This is a genomic window from Burkholderia sp. Ax-1724 (genome assembly GCF_011752995.1).
Lineage (GTDB): Bacteria > Pseudomonadota > Gammaproteobacteria > Burkholderiales > Burkholderiaceae > Paraburkholderia.
Map to the genome: position 1 here is coordinate 77,913 of NZ_VWWL01000017.1, position 16,922 is coordinate 94,834.

General features: G+C 61.3%; 14 protein-coding genes and 5 tRNA genes. 15 read left to right on the forward strand and 4 right to left on the reverse strand.

The annotated features are described in order from the left end of the window. Positions 1 to 254: 254 nt before the first annotated feature. The 6 genes from gltX to F3J19_RS20445 all read left to right on the forward strand — a co-directional run bounded on the left by gltX (position 255) and on the right by F3J19_RS20445 (position 2,591). Complete coding sequence (gltX, locus tag F3J19_RS20420) at positions 255 to 1,664, forward strand: glutamate--tRNA ligase (protein WP_167045106.1); 1,410 nt, start codon at positions 255 to 257, stop codon at positions 1,662 to 1,664. A gap of 133 nt (positions 1,665 to 1,797) precedes the next feature. Then, a tRNA-Ala gene (locus tag F3J19_RS20425) sits at positions 1,798 to 1,873 on the forward strand. Positions 1,874 to 2,043: 170 nt separating this feature from the next. Continuing rightward, a tRNA-Glu gene (locus F3J19_RS20430) sits at positions 2,044 to 2,119 on the forward strand. Positions 2,120 to 2,210: 91 nt separating this feature from the next. Further along, a tRNA-Asp gene (locus F3J19_RS20435) sits at positions 2,211 to 2,287 on the forward strand. A 60-nt stretch (positions 2,288 to 2,347) separates the two neighbouring features. Further along, positions 2,348 to 2,423 (forward strand) — tRNA-Glu (locus F3J19_RS20440). A 91-nt stretch (positions 2,424 to 2,514) separates the two neighbouring features. Next, a tRNA-Asp gene (locus tag F3J19_RS20445) sits at positions 2,515 to 2,591 on the forward strand. Between the two features lie 364 nt (positions 2,592 to 2,955). On the opposite strand, the gene F3J19_RS20450 is transcribed toward F3J19_RS20445, so the two are convergent. Then, entirely contained in the window at positions 2,956 to 3,726 is a 771-nt protein-coding gene (locus F3J19_RS20450; RefSeq protein WP_167045109.1) for an alpha/beta hydrolase, read from the reverse strand. A gap of 157 nt (positions 3,727 to 3,883) precedes the next feature. On the opposite strand from F3J19_RS20450, the gene F3J19_RS20455 reads away from it, so the two are divergent. Beyond that, entirely contained in the window at positions 3,884 to 4,501 is a 618-nt protein-coding gene (locus F3J19_RS20455) for a TetR/AcrR family transcriptional regulator (RefSeq protein WP_240159111.1), read from the forward strand. A 131-nt stretch (positions 4,502 to 4,632) separates the two neighbouring features. Here F3J19_RS20455 and F3J19_RS20460 read toward each other — a convergent pair whose 3' ends face one another. Further along, positions 4,633 to 4,908 (reverse strand): XapX domain-containing protein, encoded by a 276-nt coding sequence (locus F3J19_RS20460; RefSeq protein ID WP_167045112.1) that lies wholly within the window; start codon positions 4,906 to 4,908, stop codon positions 4,633 to 4,635. A 315-nt stretch (positions 4,909 to 5,223) separates the two neighbouring features. Here F3J19_RS20460 and F3J19_RS20465 point away from each other — a divergent pair, with 315 nt between their 5' ends. The 7 genes from F3J19_RS20465 to F3J19_RS20495 all read left to right on the forward strand — a co-directional run bounded on the left by F3J19_RS20465 (position 5,224) and on the right by F3J19_RS20495 (position 11,648). Then, on the forward strand, positions 5,224 to 5,910 hold the full coding sequence (locus tag F3J19_RS20465; protein ID WP_167045117.1) for a hydrolase: 687 nt from the start codon (positions 5,224 to 5,226) through the stop codon (positions 5,908 to 5,910). Between the two features lie 4 nt (positions 5,911 to 5,914). Beyond that, positions 5,915 to 6,082: a DUF1427 family protein gene (locus F3J19_RS20470; RefSeq protein WP_167045120.1), complete on the forward strand. Its 168-nt coding sequence runs from the start codon at positions 5,915 to 5,917 to the stop codon at positions 6,080 to 6,082. A gap of 28 nt (positions 6,083 to 6,110) precedes the next feature. Next, positions 6,111 to 8,000, forward strand: a complete 1,890-nt coding sequence (locus F3J19_RS20475) for an amidohydrolase (protein WP_167045124.1) — start codon at positions 6,111 to 6,113, stop codon at positions 7,998 to 8,000. A gap of 1 nt (position 8,001) precedes the next feature. Next, entirely contained in the window at positions 8,002 to 8,445 is a 444-nt protein-coding gene (locus F3J19_RS20480) for a DoxX family protein (protein ID WP_167045127.1), read from the forward strand. Between the two features lie 40 nt (positions 8,446 to 8,485). Beyond that, positions 8,486 to 9,400 carry a glyoxalase gene (locus F3J19_RS20485; protein ID WP_167045130.1) on the forward strand — a complete coding sequence of 305 codons (915 nt, stop codon included), beginning with the start codon at positions 8,486 to 8,488 and terminating at the stop codon, positions 9,398 to 9,400. Continuing rightward, entirely contained in the window at positions 9,397 to 10,056 is a 660-nt protein-coding gene (locus F3J19_RS20490) for a YoaK family protein (protein ID WP_167045133.1), read from the forward strand. Before F3J19_RS20485 ends, F3J19_RS20490 begins: the two co-directional genes overlap by 4 nt. A gap of 143 nt (positions 10,057 to 10,199) precedes the next feature. Next, positions 10,200 to 11,648, forward strand: a complete 1,449-nt coding sequence (locus F3J19_RS20495) for an alginate export family protein (protein ID WP_167045377.1) — start codon at positions 10,200 to 10,202, stop codon at positions 11,646 to 11,648. A 34-nt stretch (positions 11,649 to 11,682) separates the two neighbouring features. Here the strand turns inward: F3J19_RS20495 and F3J19_RS20500 are convergent, their stop codons facing one another. Continuing rightward, positions 11,683 to 12,606 carry a LysR family transcriptional regulator gene (locus F3J19_RS20500; protein ID WP_167045380.1) on the reverse strand — a complete coding sequence of 308 codons (924 nt, stop codon included), beginning with the start codon at positions 12,604 to 12,606 and terminating at the stop codon, positions 11,683 to 11,685. Positions 12,607 to 12,965: 359 nt separating this feature from the next. On the opposite strand from F3J19_RS20500, the gene F3J19_RS20505 reads away from it, so the two are divergent. Beyond that, complete coding sequence (locus F3J19_RS20505; RefSeq protein WP_167045136.1) at positions 12,966 to 13,868, forward strand: LysR family transcriptional regulator; 903 nt, start codon at positions 12,966 to 12,968, stop codon at positions 13,866 to 13,868. Positions 13,869 to 13,955: 87 nt separating this feature from the next. Here the strand turns inward: F3J19_RS20505 and F3J19_RS20510 are convergent, their stop codons facing one another. Then, the gene (locus F3J19_RS20510) at positions 13,956 to 16,067 is read right to left on the reverse strand and encodes a TonB-dependent siderophore receptor (protein ID WP_240159118.1); all 2,112 of its coding nucleotides are present in this window, start codon (positions 16,065 to 16,067) and stop codon (positions 13,956 to 13,958) included. Between the last annotated feature and the right edge of the window lie 855 nt (positions 16,068 to 16,922).

The window sequence follows — 16,922 nt, forward strand, 5'->3', positions numbered from 1 at the left end:
AATCGCAAATGCTTCGAACTATCCTCCGGCAGGGGCTTCCGAGCGCTCGGAAACCTCTTCGGACAGCTTCTGCGCAAACGCCCCTGGCCATTCGGACGAGGGCGGCAACGCGTGTGCGGAAGGTATAATTCGACCCTTGCACTTATTTCCCTCGTGTTCATGCGCAGCGTCGTGCGCCGCATGGGCACGGTCCGCTGCCGCGCCTTGCGGGCTGTTCGCTCGGGCGCTGGCGCCTGTTTTCCGAGTAATCGCTAATGACCACCTCCGTTCGTACCCGTTTCGCACCGAGTCCCACCGGCTTCATCCACCTCGGCAACATCCGCTCCGCGCTCTATCCGTGGGCGTTCGCGCGCAAGATGAAAGGGACCTTCGTGCTGCGGGTCGAGGACACCGACGTCGAGCGTTCGACCACCGAATCCGTCGACGCGATTCTCGAGGGTATGCAATGGCTCGGCCTCGATTTCGACGAAGGCCCGTTCTACCAGATGCAGCGCATGGACCGTTATCGCGAAGTGCTCAAGCAGATGCAGGACGCGGGGCTCGTCTACCCGTGCTACATGTCGACCGAAGAACTCGATGCACTGCGTGAGCGTCAGCGTGAAGCCGGCGAAAAGCCGCGCTACGACGGCACGTGGCGCCCTGAGCCGGGCAAGGTGCTGCCGCAGCCGCCCGCGGGCGTGCAGCCGGTGCTGCGCTTCCGCAATCCGCTGGCGGGCATGGTCGCGTGGGACGACGCGGTGAAAGGCCGTATCGAGATTTCGAACGAAGAACTCGACGACCTCGTGATTGCGCGTCCGGACGGCACGCCCACTTACAACTTCTGCGTCGTGATCGACGACCTCGATATGCGCATCACGCACGTGATTCGCGGTGACGACCACGTCAACAACACGCCGCGCCAGATCAACATCCTGCGCGCGCTCGGCGGCGAGCCGCCGGTCTATGCACACCTGCCGACCGTGCTCAACGAGCAGGGCGAAAAGATGAGCAAGCGGCACGGCGCAATGAGTGTGATGGGGTATCGCGACGGCGGGTATCTGCCGGAAGCGGTGGTCAACTATCTCGCGCGCCTCGGCTGGTCGCATGGCGACGCGGAGATTTTCACGCGCGAGCAGTTCGTCGAATGGTTCGATCTCGAGCATCTCGGCAAATCGCCCGCGCAGTATGACCACGACAAGCTGAACTGGCTCAACGCGCACTACATCAAGGAGGCGGACAACGCGCGCCTCGCCGAGCTTGCGAAGCCGTTCTTCGCGGAACTGGGTATCGACGAAGCCACGCTCGCGCAGGGGCCGGATCTGACAGCCGTGGTGGGGCTGATGAAGGACCGTGCATCGACCGTGAAGGAGATCGCGCAGAATGCGGCGATGTTCTATCGCGTGCCGGCTCCGGATGCCGAATCGCTCGCGCAGCATGTGACCGAGGCGGTTCGTCCGGCGCTCGCGGAACTCGCCGCTGCGTTGAAGACCGTCGAATGGAGCAAGGAGGCGATTGCCGCCGCGCTGAAGGCCACGCTCGGTGCGCACAAGCTGAAGATGCCGCAGCTCGCGATGCCGGTTCGTCTGCTGGTGGCGGGCACGACGCATACGCCGTCGATCGATAGCGTGCTGATGCTGTTCGGGCGTGACGCTGTCGTCAGCCGCATTGAAAAGGCGCTCGCCTGAGCGGTTGGTGAGCAGACGCGTTTCGGCGCGCGTGCAAGGTTTTGCGTGCCGGCGAAAAAATCGCATGTAATTGCTCAAAGGGTATTTACAAAGCGCAGATCGCCCTCTAAAATCTCGTTTCTCTGATCTGCAAGGGGGTATAGCTCAGCTGGGAGAGCGCTTGCATGGCATGCAAGAGGTCAGCGGTTCGATCCCGCTTACCTCCACCAACGGAGCAGAGAAGTTAAAGTGGTTACGAAGTCTGAAAGTTGTAGAAAAAAAGACTTCACAAATCACTGAAACGTAGTTAAAGTAACGGTCTTCGCAGTTGACGAAACGAAATAACTGAACAAGTTAGCGTAAGTTGGCAGCGAGTTAAAGACAGATCTGAAAAGATTATGTCCCCTTCGTCTAGAGGCCTAGGACATCACCCTTTCACGGTGAGTACAGGGGTTCGAATCCCCTAGGGGACGCCAGACATCAGCGTCGCTTTAGTATTCGAGTAGTAGTAAAGCGGCGCAGCTTGCAGAGAATTAACCGACGCTCGCAAGCTAGGGTGTAAAGACTGGAGTGGTAGTTCAGTCGGTTAGAATACCGGCCTGTCACGCCGGGGGTCGCGGGTTCGAGTCCCGTCCACTCCGCCAGACAAAGCCCGTTCAAAAAATCTGAACGGGCTTTTTCATTAAAGATGTAAACAGTACGTTGTCCCCTTCGTCTAGAGGCCTAGGACATCACCCTTTCACGGTGAGTACAGGGGTTCGAATCCCCTAGGGGACGCCAGACATCAGCGTCGCTTTAGTATTCGAGTAGTAGTAAAGCGGCGCAGCTTGCAGAGAATTAACCGACGCTCGCAAGCTAAGGTGTAAAGACTGGAGCGGTAGTTCAGTCGGTTAGAATACCGGCCTGTCACGCCGGGGGTCGCGGGTTCGAGTCCCGTCCGCTCCGCCAGAAAAAGTCAAAGGGTTACGTCGAGATCGGCGTAACCCTTTTGTCGTTTCTGGGCATCGTGTGATGGTTGGGTCCTGAGTTTCTCGCGCGCAATCTGTCTTTCGCATTGCGTCTCGTAAGCGCATTGTCCGTATCGGCTAGGCTAGGCTGCTGCATTGCTGCCGGCCATGGCAACTTATTCGATCGCGGCAAGCGACATCGGCCCGCATTGTCTACGACCGGACCAGCGCAATCGCCTCCCACGGTTCTTTCGTAACCGCCTCTCGCACAAGCCAAAGAACAATCTCGCTCACCAGGTCGATGTCGACACTGTGATAGGCCGCCTCGCTCAATGCCGTGGCTGAAGGCGGCATGCGACGTTTCATCATTCTTTGCCGGCCTGCGCCGCGGCTTGCTCGATCAACTTCGCGACCTCGGTCGGGTGCGACATGTAGGCCACGTGGCTCGAGTTGATCTCAATGGTCTTGCTGCCTGCGCGCTGGGTCATGAAGCGTTCCAGATCAGGGTTGATCGCGCGATCGGCGGTCGCCACGACGGCCCAGCTCGGCTTCGTTCTCCATGCGGCATGTGTGATTGGCACACCGAACGATTGTGCCGCGGGCGTCACCTGCGAGATAGCCATGAAACCGGCTTCGGCGGCGGGGAGATCGGCGGCGAAATCCTGGCGGAAGTTGGCCGGATCGATGTACAGATGGCCGTCGGCGGTCGCCTTGATGGCCTTGGTCGCGGGCGGCATCTTTTTGGTCAGTTCGAGTGGGCTTTCTCCGGTGTCCGGCTGGAACGCGGCCACGTAGACGAGCCCCGCGACCTTGTCGTCGTTGCCGGCTTCGGTCACCACCGCGCCGCCGTAGCTGTGGCCGACGAGGATGCTCGGGCCGTTCTGCGCATCGATGACGCGGGTGGTTGCCTTCACGTCGTCGTCGAACGAGGTTTCCGGTTCCTGCACGACGGAAACCTTATAGCCGTCATGCGTGAGGATTTTCGACACGGCTTGCCAGCCCGAGCCATCGGCGAAATACCCGTGGACGAGGACGACGTTTCTGATCGGCGCTGCCGTGGCGGCCTGCGAGCCAAGAGCGGCGGCTGAAAGGGCAACGGCGGCGGCGATGCGGGTGACGTATGAGGCAATCTTCATTTTCATGCTCCAGAGGATGAGGTAACGGAGAAATCGACAGGGTTTTACCTGTTCGATGTAACCATCCTACTAGTAGGATGGAATGGATGCAAGAAAATTTTTGCAACTGGAAATTGCGTTTCTCTCCGCGTAAACTTCCTGACAACAAACCGACTAGATGGTAGGCAAAATGACAGTAACAGGCGACCTGACGGCAAACAGGATCATGGCAGCGGCACGGCAACTCATCATGCGTCGCGGCTACAACGGGTTTAGCTATGCCGACATCGCGGAAGCGATCGGCATTCGCAAGGCGAGCATTCACCATCACTTCCCCGTAAAAACGGACCTCGTGATCGCCGTGCTGAACGAATGGCAAGAAGCGTTCGACGCCGACGTGGCGCTACTTCAGGAAAGCGGCGCCGATGCCATGGCGCAGTTGCGTGCCTATATCGGTCATTGGGAGCGCTGCATTGCGGACGACACGGCTCCGTTCTGCGTAGCGGGCATGCTTGGCGCCGAACGTCCATCGTTGCCTGAAGAGGTGGCGCAAGTGGTGACAGCGTTCTTCGATAATCTGACTGTGTGGCTCGAACAGGTGCTCGAGTCGGGCGTGAAAAGCGATCTCATCAAATTGGGCTCGTCGTTTCAAACCGAGGCGGCCATGCTCGTCTCGCTGGTCTACGGTGCGATGCTTGCCGCGCGGGCCTATGGCAACGTTGAGTTATTCAAGGACGTGACCGGGAGCGCGGTGGAAAGACTGGTGAAGACGCGCAAACGCACGCGATCTGCCTGAGGCGAGGCCCATGCCTGCCGCCGCGATGCAGGCAGGAGTCGCCTCGTTTTTTCCGTGGGGGGATGAGTTGCTTGCGGTGATGTAAAGCGCGTCCAGATATCGACTCGCCGCGGCCGGCACATGACGGCGTATCACGATGGCGGCCGATCTTTTGCGATCGCATCTGGCACGTGAGCACCGGGCAGGGTACCGAACATGTGTTGATTGCATTTCGCTTCGCCCCACGCCGCTTTCAGCTTGAGACCCGCACGCATGCGGCGTGAGACTGGCAGGATCTGTTCGCCGGCCAGCATGCCGAGCAGGCCGATTAGCGCAATGGCGGGCGGAGCCGGCGACTGCACGCTAATCGCGTAGTAGACGAAACCGGCGAGCATGCCGGCGAGCAGCGAGAATGCATACGGTTTCATGACACGAATCTCATTGACGCCCGAGTGGCGGCGTCCACTGGCGTGTGGGCACCTGGTGTGTGGACACTGTTACGCCGCGATTTTTTTTAAAGCGTATCGGCTTTGCGCGAATAAGAAAAGAGTCAGCACGACGATTTAATACGCAATTTCTGGAATAGTTTCGATTCCATTTGTTCGATGTTCTTTTGCCGGATTTGCGTGTTAAATGATTGGGGCTGGATGACGGAATTTCCCGGCGCATCACCTCTTCGGCTCCTCTCTATCGTTACGGAGAGGCGGTCTTCTTTTATCTCCGGATCAGAGGACAAACACGTCATGAGTAATCCGAAGCTTGAAGTACTCACTCCGCAGAACAGCCAGCTCATCATTATCGACCAGCAACCGCAGATGGCCTTCGGCGTGCAGTCTATCGACCGGCAGACGTTGAAGAACAACGTCGTCGCCTTGGCGAAGGCGGCCAGGGTGTTCGGTATTCCGACCACGATCACGACAGTCGAGTCGGAGAGCTTCTCGGGATTCACGTATCCCGAAGTACTCGACGTATTTCCAGGCCAGAAGCTGCTCGAGCGCACGTCGATGAACTCGTGGGACGATCAGAAGGTCCGCGACGCGCTGGCCGCCAACGGCCGCAAGAAGGTGATCGTGTCGGGCCTGTGGACGGAGGTTTGCAACAACACGTTCGCCTTGTGCGCGATGCTCGAGGGCGGCTACGAAATCTACATGGTGGCCGATGCCTCGGGGGGAACCTCGAAGGAAGCGCATGACTACGCGATGCAGCGCATGATTCAGGCGGGCGTCGTCCCGGTCACCTGGCAGCAGGTCATGCTCGAATGGCAGCGGGACTGGGCGCGCCGTGAAACCTACGACGCCGTCATGAAGATCGCAAAGGAGCATTCGGGCTCCTATGGCATGGGCATCGACTATGCCTACACGATGGTCCACAAGGCACCGCAGCGCACGGCGTCCACCCACGAGGCGCTGCCCGCCGTGCCGGCGAAGTGATCGCATGGAACCGTATCTGGTGTCACTGGGTGCGGGCGTGTTGATCGGCGTGATCTATAGCGCAATCAAGGTTCGCTCGCCCGCGCCGCCACTGGTTGCGCTCGTCGGCCTGCTCGGCATGTTGATCGGCGCGCACGCTGTCCCGGTTTTCAAGCCCTTGCTGGGCCTTTAGTCGGAGTGAGCGAAGCGAGGATACGCACATGAGCACAACTGGCAGCCAACCTGATCTGATTCTGCATAACGGACGCATCACCACGCTCGATCGCTCGAACCCAAGCGCGAGCGCGGTGGCGATTGCAGATGGCCGCTTCGTCGCGGTCGGCAGCGATGCGGACGTGATGCCGCTCGCGGGCCACGCGACGCAGGTTATCGATCTCGCCGGGCGGTCCGTGTTGCCGGGTCTGATCGACAATCATCTGCATCTGATTCGCGGCGGCCTGAACTACAACATGGAACTGCGCTGGGATGGCGTGCGCTCGCTCGCCGTCGCGATGGAGATGCTCAGGCGGCAGGTCGCGATCACGCCTGCGCCGCAATGGGTGCGGGTGGTCGGCGGTTTTACCGAGCATCAGTTCGAGGAGAAGCGCTTGCCGACGATTGCGGAGCTCAACGAGGCGGCGCCCGATACGCCCGTGTTCATCCTGCATCTATACGACCGTGCACTGCTCAATGCCGCCGCGCTGCGCGTGGTAGGTTATACGAAGGATACGCCGGAGCCTCCCGGCGGCACGATTCAGCGCGACGACATGGGCCATCCCAGCGGCTTGCTGCTGGCCAATCCGAACGCCGCGATTCTCTATGCGACGCTTGCGAAAGGGCCCAGGCTGCCGCCCGAATATCAATACAATTCGACGCGCCATTTCATGCGCGAGCTCAATCGCCTTGGCGTGACCGGTGCGATCGACGCGGGAGGCGGTTCGCAGAATTATCCGGAGGATTACGAAGTTATTCGCAAACTGCACGATGCAGGCGAAATGACCGTGCGTGTCGCGTACAACCTGTTTACCCAGAAGCCGAAGGCCGAGAAGGAGGACTTCGTGAACTGGACCCGCGCAGTCCGGTATCACGACGGCACGGATTATTTTCGCCACAACGGCGCGGGCGAGATGCTGGTGTTTTCGGCGGCCGACTTCGAGGACTTCCGCGTTGCGCGTCCGGAATTGCCAGCCGGGATGGAGGACGAACTCGAAGGCGTGGTGCGCGTGCTTGCGCAGAATCGCTGGCCGTGGCGGCTGCATGCCACCTATGACGAAACCATTGGCCGTGCGCTCGACGTGTTCGAAAAGGTCGCGAGAGACATTCCGCTCGACGGCATCCACTGGTTCTTCGATCATGCGGAAACCGTCTCCGAACGTTCGATGGAGCGCATCGCCGCGTTGGGCGGCGGCATCGCGGTGCAGCACCGGATGGCCTATCAGGGCGAGTATTTTGTCGAGCGCTACGGTGCGCAGGCGGCGGAGGCCACGCCGCCCATCGCGAAGATGCTGGAGAACGGCATCAAGGTGTCGGCCGGCACCGACGCGACGCGTGTGGCGTCGTACAACCCGTGGGTCTCGCTCGCATGGCTGGTCAGCGGCAAGACGATCGCCGGCCTGCGCATGTATCCCCGGCGCAATTTGCCTGATCGCGAAACGGCGTTACGCATGTGGACGGAGTACGTGACGTGGTTCTCGAACGAAGAGGGCAGAAAAGATTGCATCGCGCCCGGACAGCTTGCCGATCTGATGGTGCCGGACCGCGACTTCTTTTCGTGCGCCGAGGACGATATCGCCGACACCACCGCCTTGCTGACGGTCGTGGGCGGCAGGATAGTCTGGGGGGCGGGGCCGTTCGCTTCGTACGATGCGCCGATTCCGCCGGCGATGCCCGACTGGTCGCCGGTTCGCCAGTATGGTGGTTATGGCGGCTGGGGCGCCGCGTCACGCGGCGGCGCGCCGTTGCAACGTGCCGCCGCGGCGGCGCTGTGCGGCTGCGCGAGTGCCTGCGGGGTGCACGGCCATGCGCATGCGCGCGCATGGAGCAGCGCCTTGCCGACTTCGGACGCGAAGGGCTTCTGGGGGGCGTTCGGCTGTTCCTGCTGGGCGGTCTGATATGGCGGCAACGAGCGGGCGCGGCAACCCCACCTGGGTCCGCGCGCTTCTTGAGCCGCCGTGGATCGGATTGCTCGTGCGGATGGCGCTCGTGTCGGCGTGGCTGATTGGTGGCGTCGACAAGGCGCTGCACTTCGACAGCGCAATCGCGGAGCAGGCGCATTTCGGCCTGCATCCGCCTGCACTGTACGCGGCACTGGCGGTCGTCGTGGAAATCGCCGGTTCGTTGTGCGTGATATTTCGCCGATATACGTGGCTCGGCGCGGGCGGCCTCGGCATGTTGACGGCCGTGGCGATGCTGGTTGCGAACGACTTCTGGAATCAAACGGGCGCTGCGCGCTTCACGGCGTTCAACAGTTTTTTCGAGCATTTTGGCCTGATTGCTGCCTGCGTGCTCGTGGTCATGTCCGGTGGTTCCGCAAGCGCCGCTGTAAAGGACACCTGACCGATCGAACATCTCGACACGACAACAAGGACATTCCGTTATGAAAACCCTTCGCTCGACGTTGCCTGGCATGATGCTCGTGTGCGGACTCGCTGCCGCGTCGGTGTCGTTCGCGAAGCCACCGGCGATGGAGGCCGAGACTCCGTCCGTCGCCGTGGCGCCGCAGTACGACACGACGCACGTCTACGTCGCGCCGGAAGATTTCGACCGCTTCACCGACAGCTTCGTGGCGACGTTCGGCGGCAGCAAGTCGCAGCAGGGCGTTTTTCAGGTCACGCCAACGCCCAGTCAGACCATGTCGCAGCTCGTGTTCACCCCGGTGGGCACGATTTCCGTATTCGGCTTCAAGACACCTATCCCGTCTCCTTTCGGCGCGGAGCGTACCGGTTATCTCGTGACCGACATGGATGCGGCCGTGAAGGCGGCGCGCGCGCATGGCGCGGATGTGATCGTCGATACGTTCCCCGATCCGATCGGCCGCGACGCGATCCTGTCGTGGGCGGACGGCGTGAACATGCAGATCTATTGGCATACCCAGGTACCTCACTACGCGGCGTTGCAGACCGTGCCCGAGAACCGTGTCTACGTCTCTCCGCATAGCGTGCACAAGCTGGTGCACGATTTCGTGAAGTTTTCGCACGGCAAGGTGGTGTCCGATGAGCCCAGGGCGCCGGGCGTCGAAATCGGCCGGCCGAACGATACCTACCGCCGCATCCGGATCGAGTCCGGCTTCGGCAAGATGACCGTGCTCGTGACGGATGGTCATCTGCCCTATCCGTTCGGGCGGGAAACGACGGGGTACGACGTATCGAATCTCGACGAGACGGTGGGGAAGGCGAAGGCTGCCGGCGCGACCGTACTCGTGCCGCCGTTCACTTCGGACGGGCGCGATGCCGCGATCGTGCAGTTCCCCGGCGGCTACATCGCCGAAATCCACGCCGTCGCGTCGAAATGAAATACGAGGACACGATCCTTGCCGCCATTGCCGGGTTCGTCGATACGCTAGGTTTCGCCGCGCTCTTCGGGTTGTTCACGGCGCACGTGACGGGCAATTTCGTATTGATCGGTGCCGCGCTCGCCGGCTTCGGCACAGGCGTTCTGCTCAAACTGGCTGTGTTCCCCGCGTTTGTCTGCGGTGTCGTGCTGAGCAGCCTGCTGGTGCGAGCGCTTCCCGCGCGGCATGCCCGACAGGGCGCGCGCGTGCTTCATGCGGTACAGGCCGTGCTCATGTTCGGCTTTTGCCTCGCGGGCGTGTCGGTGGCGCCGATTACCCAGTCCGACAGCTTGCCGGTCATCGCGACGGGCGTGATCGGCGCGCTCGCGATGGGCGTGCAGAATGCGCATTCGCGGCTGATTCAACGCCCCGGTGTGCCCCATACCGTGATGACGGGCAACGTCACCCAGGCGATCCTCGATGCCCTCGACATGCTATCCGCAAGCGCGGACGAGGCCATGCACGCGGCGGTACGAGCGCGATTCGCGAAGACGATGCTGGCGATCGTCGCGTTCGCGGCAGGCGCGCTGGCCGGGGCGATGGGACTGCGCTACGCGGGATTCTGGGCACTGCTCGTACCCGCCTGCGCGCTCGTGGGATTGTCGTTGACGACCTGAGAGCACGAGCGCGTGGCCACGCCGGGGTGCGCATGAGGGAGGGCGAGAGGGCGCGGCGGCGCGGATTCTGGCCGTGGCGTGCACGGCTACGCAACGATAAGCGCGTGGCCGCAATCGTTGCGCCAAGCGTCGAGCCGGCGACGATGCGCAGGCGTTGCCGCGAAACGGCTATCTGTATCGCGGTGATATCAGGACTACTGCTGGTTGCCGCGGACGCGGCATACGCGGATGCCGAGGTCAGTACCGTGGTCAGCGCCGACACATCGGCTGCCGCGTGCGATGTCAAACGGCCGGTCGTGATGTTCAACCGCTGGCAGGAAGACTGGTCGGTACTCGCTAATCCCTGTGTTCCGCGCGAACCGCTCGATACGCTCAAGTACGTCCCGCTCGGCGGAGATCCTGTGTCGTGGCTGACGCTCGGCGCGAATCTGCGCGAGCGTGTCGAAAGCAATAACGCACCCCTGTTCGGCATCGGCTCCGCGCAGGCGGACACGTATCTGATCCAGCGTATCGAGGTCCAGGCCGATGCACGTCTCGCCGAACACTGGCAGTTCTTCGTGCAACTCGAAGACGCACGTGCATTCGGCAAGAACGTGGTGACGCCCGTGGACCAGAATCCGCTCGATCTCGAACAGGCCTTCGTGACCTACACCAGCGTGGTCGGCGGCGGTACGCTCAAGCTTCGCGTCGGGCGTCAACAGATGGCGTTCGACCTGCAGCGTTTCATTTCCGTGCGTGACGGTCCCAATGTGCGTCAGTCGTTCGATGCACTCTGGGCCGATTACGAATACCAGAAGTGGCGTTTCATTGCCTATGCGACGCAGCCCGTGCAGAACCGCGACGCTACGGTATTCGACGATGTGTCGAATCGCCATCTCACCTTCAGCGGCGTGCGTGTCGAGCGGCAATCGGTGGGGCCGGGCGATCTTTCCGGCTACTGGTCGCGCTATGACCGTAGTAACGCGCAGTTCCTCGACGCGAGCGGTGTCGAGCGCCGCGATGTCTGGGATCTGCGCTATTCCGGCACGCATGAGCACTTTGATTGGGACGTCGAAGGCATGCTGCAGACTGGAACGGTCGGCAGCAACACGATTCTTGCATGGGCGATCGGCTCGATTGCCGGCTACACGCTCGATATGCCGTGGTCGCCGCGCGTTGCACTGCAACTCGATGCCGCCTCGGGCGACCGGCATCCACGCGATGGCCGGATTGAAACCTTCAATGCGCTGTTTCCGAACGGCTATTACTTCACGCTGGCCGGCTATACGGGCTACGCGAACCTCATTCACGTCAAACCGTCTATCACGCTCAAACCCACGGCGAGTCTCGCGCTACTCGGCGCATTGGGTTTCCAGTGGCGCGAGACGACCGGCGACGCCGTGTATCAGCAGGCCAATCAGGCCGTGCCGGGCACGGCGGGCAGAGGCAGCTTGTGGACCGGGATGTACCTCCAGTTGCGAGCGGACTGGACGATCGTCTCAAACCTGACCGGATCGATCGAAGCCGTGCATTTCCAGGTGGGCAACTCGATTCGCCACGCGGGCGGACACAACGCGGACTACGCCGGCGTCGAACTCAAGTACCAGTGGTAGGCCGCGCAGCGCAGGGGATAACTCGAAGGACAACTCAGGGAACGACGGTGGCCCACGGCGCCGAAGCCAGGCATTCCGCCAGATAGTCCAGCAAGGCGGTAACGCGCGCCGGGCGCAGGATGTTGGGCGGCGTCACGAGGTTCACGTTGATCTGGCTGATTCGCCAGTCCGGAAACACATCGATCAGTTCTCCTCGCGTGAGCGCGTCCCAGACGATGAATTCGGGCTGGAGCGCGAGGCCTTGTGCCGCCAGAAGCGCCGGGCCGATCACATCCGCGTTGTTGCTGCGAATGCGGCCCTTCACCGGCACCGCGCATTTTTCACCGGACACGACATGCTGGAATTGCCATAGCTCGGGGGTCGGCAGATTCGTATAGATCAGACAGGCGTGGTGGGCGAGGTCTCGCGGGTGAGCGGGGCGCCCGTGACGTTCCAGATACGCGGGCGTTGCCACGAGCGGTCGATTCACGACGCAAAGCCGGCGCGAGCGCAGCGACGAATCGGGAAGCTCCGCAATGCGGATCGCCATGTCGAAACCGCCGGCCACCACATCGACGATCTGATCCGTGAGGACGAGATCGATTTCCACTTCTGGATAGTGTTCGAGGAACGCGGGAATCAACGGCGCGAAGTAACGGATTCCGAATGACATCGGTGCGGTGATACGAACCATGCCGCGCGGCTGAATCACCTGAGCCGATGTCTCGGCTTCCAGGGCTTCCCCTTCGCTCAGGATGCGAATGGCGCGTGCCTTGGCTACCTCGCCGGTCGGTGTGAGCGAAAGCTGGCGCGAATTGCGGTAGAGGAGCGCCGTGCCGAGCCTGTGTTCGAGGCGGGAAATGGCTTTCGACACGGTCGGTTGGGAAATGCCCAGCGAGTCCGCCGCCTTCGCGAACGAGCCGGTTTCGAGAACGCGCGCGAAGATGGCCCACGCTTCGAGGTCAGGGAGTGTTGGCATGGAAAAAGAGAGCGGATACCGTTCTGTTCTTTCGGGAAGATGTCGGGAAAGCCATGTCGGGAAAATCACGTAAGCCGATATGGTATCGCGATACCGCGCGATTGCATGCCGACTTTCAGGCGCCGGGGCGGGGTGCTGCGAATGGGTGTGGCGCGCCAGGGTTGCGGGCGCGAAAGCCTTCACCTCGCGACAGATATGGAATGTCTTCTATTCCATTTGTTCTATTTGTAGTTGGCTTCGGGTCCGATAACATTTCACCTGGAAGCGTTTTTCATCTGTTGGCAGTATGCAGTGCCTTCTGTACCCGATTGCCAGGGCGGGCCAATAGAACAAGTGGAATCCACCCTCAGAACAATTGCATGCAAAGTCTTCCCGATCTAGAAGCGTGGGCGATTTTCGCGCGCGTAGCCTCAACAGGCTCTTTTGCGAAAGCGGCCGAAACGCTCGGCATGTCTCAACCCACGGTTTCAAAGGCGGTCATCAGGCTGGAGAAGCGACTCGGCGCGACGCTGCTCTATCGAACCTCGCGTCGAATCTCTCTCACGCCGACGGGCCTCAGCGTGATGGAGCGCGCCAAGCACATCGTCCGGGAGTTCGAGTCGATCGAAGCGGAAACGTTGGCGCATGCGCGGGCGCCCAAGGGGCTGCTACGCATCTCGGCGCCGATGTCGTTCGGCCTCAAGTATGTGGCGCCCCTGATACCGGGGTTTCTCGCGCGCTATCCTGAGGTGAATATCGAAGTATCGTTCGACGACGCCGTCGTCGATATAGTCGGGGGCGGTTTCGATGTGGCGATCCGGATTGCCGAGCCGGAAGACGCGTCCATGCGCGCCCGCAATCTGTACCTCATGCGACGCATACTCGTCGCCAGTCCGGCATATCTTGCGCAACACGGGCCGATCGACCACCCGCGGGAAATCGGCGCGCATGCGTGTCTGTGCTACGCGAGTCATTCGACGTCTCTGGCCTGGCGTTTCCAGCATGCATCCGGTGAGGAATGCAGTGTGACGATCGACGGCCGGATGCGGACCAACAATGCCGAGTCGTTGATCCCGGCGCTACTGGCCGGCATGGGGATAGCGCTACAGCCGGAGTTCGTCGTGGCGGATGCCTTGCGGCATGGCGAGCTGGTCGAACTGCTGCCTGAATGGAAAATAGCGCAGGTCTATCTGAGTCTGGTCACGCCGTCGCAGGTTATCCGCTCCGCGCGTGTTGCGGCATTGCTCGACTATCTGTCGCAAAGTTTGTTGTCCACACCGTAGGCGATCGCTGACATAGCGCGAGGATGTCGCGCACCGCGATGCCGGCGCGACGGGTCGCGCCGGCATCTTCAGGCATCGCGTTCAAGGTCAGTACGAAAGCGACGCCTGCATATAGACCGTGAGCGGCTGCCCCACGTACTTCCCGCCGTTGTTATCGGTCGAGCGCGTGAAGTAGCGGCGATCCAGCAGGTTCTTGACGCCCACCGCCACGTCGAGGTTGTTGAGTTCCTTGCCGAAATGGTAGGCCGCGCGCAGGTTCACCGTCGCATAGCCGGGGATGTCGCCAAGGCGTCCCGTCGGGTCTTCCTGCGTGACGTACGTCGCGCCGGCGTTGGGGTCGCCCGGCGAATGCTGCTTCGTCTGGGCGAAGAGGTCGGCATTGAAGGTCCACTGATTGCGCCGGTAGGTCGCGCCGAGCGTTGCGACCTGCCGGGAGTAGAGCGGCAGGTCGCGTCCGGCAAATACACCTGCCTTCGCAATCGCCTGCGTGTACGTATAGGTCGCGTAGACCGACAGCCCGTTCAGTGCCGGTACGAGGTTCCCGATGTCGTAGTGCACGGCGGACTCGACGCCGCGATGACGCGTCGCGCCGAGGTCCGTCCATATCCCGTCGCCGACGATCGAGCGGCTCAATTGCAGTTCCTGATCGAAGTCGATATTGAACAGCGTCAGCTCGCCGCCCCACGTGGGCCCGTTAAAGCGCGTGCCGAGTTCATAGGTCGTGGCCTTCTCGGGATGAAGCCCTTGCGTCGTCGAGGCGAGCTGCGAATACTGCTCGGGTCCGAATGACTGCCCGGCATTGGCGAACAGCGACCAGTTGTCCTGCACGCGATACAGCACCGACAGCATCGGCAGCGCCACGTGCGAATCGATCTTCGGATACAGCGCGCTCGTCACGGCGCCGTTGCTCAGGTTCGTCACGTTGTTGAAGGTGCGGATGATTTCATAGCGCAGCCCCGGCGTGATGGTCCAGCGCCCGATGTCGATACGGTCGTCGATATAGAACGCGTTGGCGGTCGTGCCGCCCTGGCTCGTTTGATAGGCCTGTGACGCCAGCGTGCGCGCATCGATTCCGCTATTCGGATCGTAATACGCGGTACGGGCGGCCGTCTCCGAACTGGCTTCGTTCAGGAACCGGTAGCCGACGCTGATTTCCTGCACGATGCTGCCCATGTCGATGAGCCGTGAATAGCGTGGCTCGATCGCGAGGGTATGGTAGCCGCGCGGCGCGGAAGTCAGGCGGCGAAGCCCGGCCGTGGCCCCGCTGCCTTCCTGTTCGATATGGCTGCCACGGAACGAGTCCGTGTAATAAGCAAGGAGTTCGAAACTGTTGAGCGCATCCTTGTGTGTGTACTTGATCGAACCGTCGGTGCGCCGGCCGGTATAGTCGTCGTAGGGGCGAGTGGACTGGAACGGATCGTCGGCGTACTGCTGCGTGGTGAGGCCGCCGGGCATGCGTCCCTGTCCTTCGAAATGGTGCAGCGAGACGGCGATATCGTCGTTGACCGTGAATTTATAGGCGCCCTTCAGGATCACATCGTCGATATCGATGCGGTCGTTACTCTCGCGATACCCGTTGCCATGCGTGCCGGAGTAGAGAATCGCACCGCCGAGGCCCTTGGCGTTGGTGCCGCCGATAAACGCGCTGGGCATCGTCTTCACGTCGCCGCCGTGGCTATAAATCTCCGTGCCGACCGCGGCGTTTGCGGTGAATTGCTCGGGAATCGGCCTGGTCACGAAGTTGATGATGCCGCCCACGTTCTGCGGACCATAGCGAACCGAACCGGCACCGCGTACCACGTCGACCATCTCCAGGTTGCCGAGCGACAGCGGCGCCAGCGACAGCTGCGGCTGGCCATAAGGCGCGTAGGCGAGCGGAATGCCGTCCATCAGAATCGTGGAGCGCGGCGAGAGGCGCGCGGTCAAGCCGCGCACGCCGACGTTCAGCGAAATATCGCTGCCGCCCGTGCCATTGCTATCCTGAACCTGCACACCGGGAATCCCAGGCAGGGCATCGCGCACGTTCATGGCGCCGCGCTCTTCGAACTCCTTGCGCTCGACGATGGTGCGAGCCCCCGGATGTTCCAGCAGCTTCTGCTCGGTCGGGCTGCCTAGCCAGTTGCCGGTGATCTTGATGGATTCCAGCACGTTCTCCTTCGCCGGCTCGGGCGCGTCGGCGTCGGCGGCATAGGCGGGCATGCCGAACGGCAACAAAGCCATGGCCACGGTAAGGCGCTTGTAGCGAATCATTCTTCTTTTCCTGAGGAAGTGGGACGTCGGTGGTGAGAGATCGGGTGTGCAGACAGGCGCAAAGTCCGCCGCGGAGTCAGCGGCCGTTCATCGGCAGTCCAGCGAATGGGGCGGGCGAGCATGCATACGGATGAGGCGCCACGACGCGAACGCGGTTGACGCCTGGGTCCGGAACAGCACAGGGAGAGAGGGATGCGCGGGTGCGGAAAGCGGTCCTGCGTTTGGCGCGATGCGGCTAAGCGGCCAGGACTGCGATGAATACCGACGCAAGCCGCTACGCCCTGCGATGTCCATTTCGATCGCGCTATCGCTGCATGACGGGGCGTGCTTCCGCTTGCGTCCGCGATGGACGGCGTTTCACGTCGTGGAGATGGAATTCAGTATGGCTAACTAAATAATGAATCATGTGAAGAACCAGAAACGATGACAACCGCGGAAAGGACCCGCAGTGCCTGACATGCTGGAAGCGCTTCAGGCAAGAGCGCGAGCCACAACTTTCAAGAAAATGCAAATGCGAATGATTTGCATTATTTCACAAGTTGAAAAGTTTGTGTAATGATTTCGAGAGGTGTTGGGTAGTCATGGCTAGGGAAAATACGTAAATTTGCCGTATTTTTAAAATTTAAACAGTGAAAAGGTCATGATTTGCTGGAGAAAAATTACAGTTGAAAATGGTAACCATTAGTATTTATAATGCGCTCGTTTCTTGGGGCGAAACGTTCCGTCGTCACTCACACGCTCAGCGTGAGCCGCGTTCGAGCGACGAAGACAACACGCAACCATGGCCTTTGCCGACTGACGCCG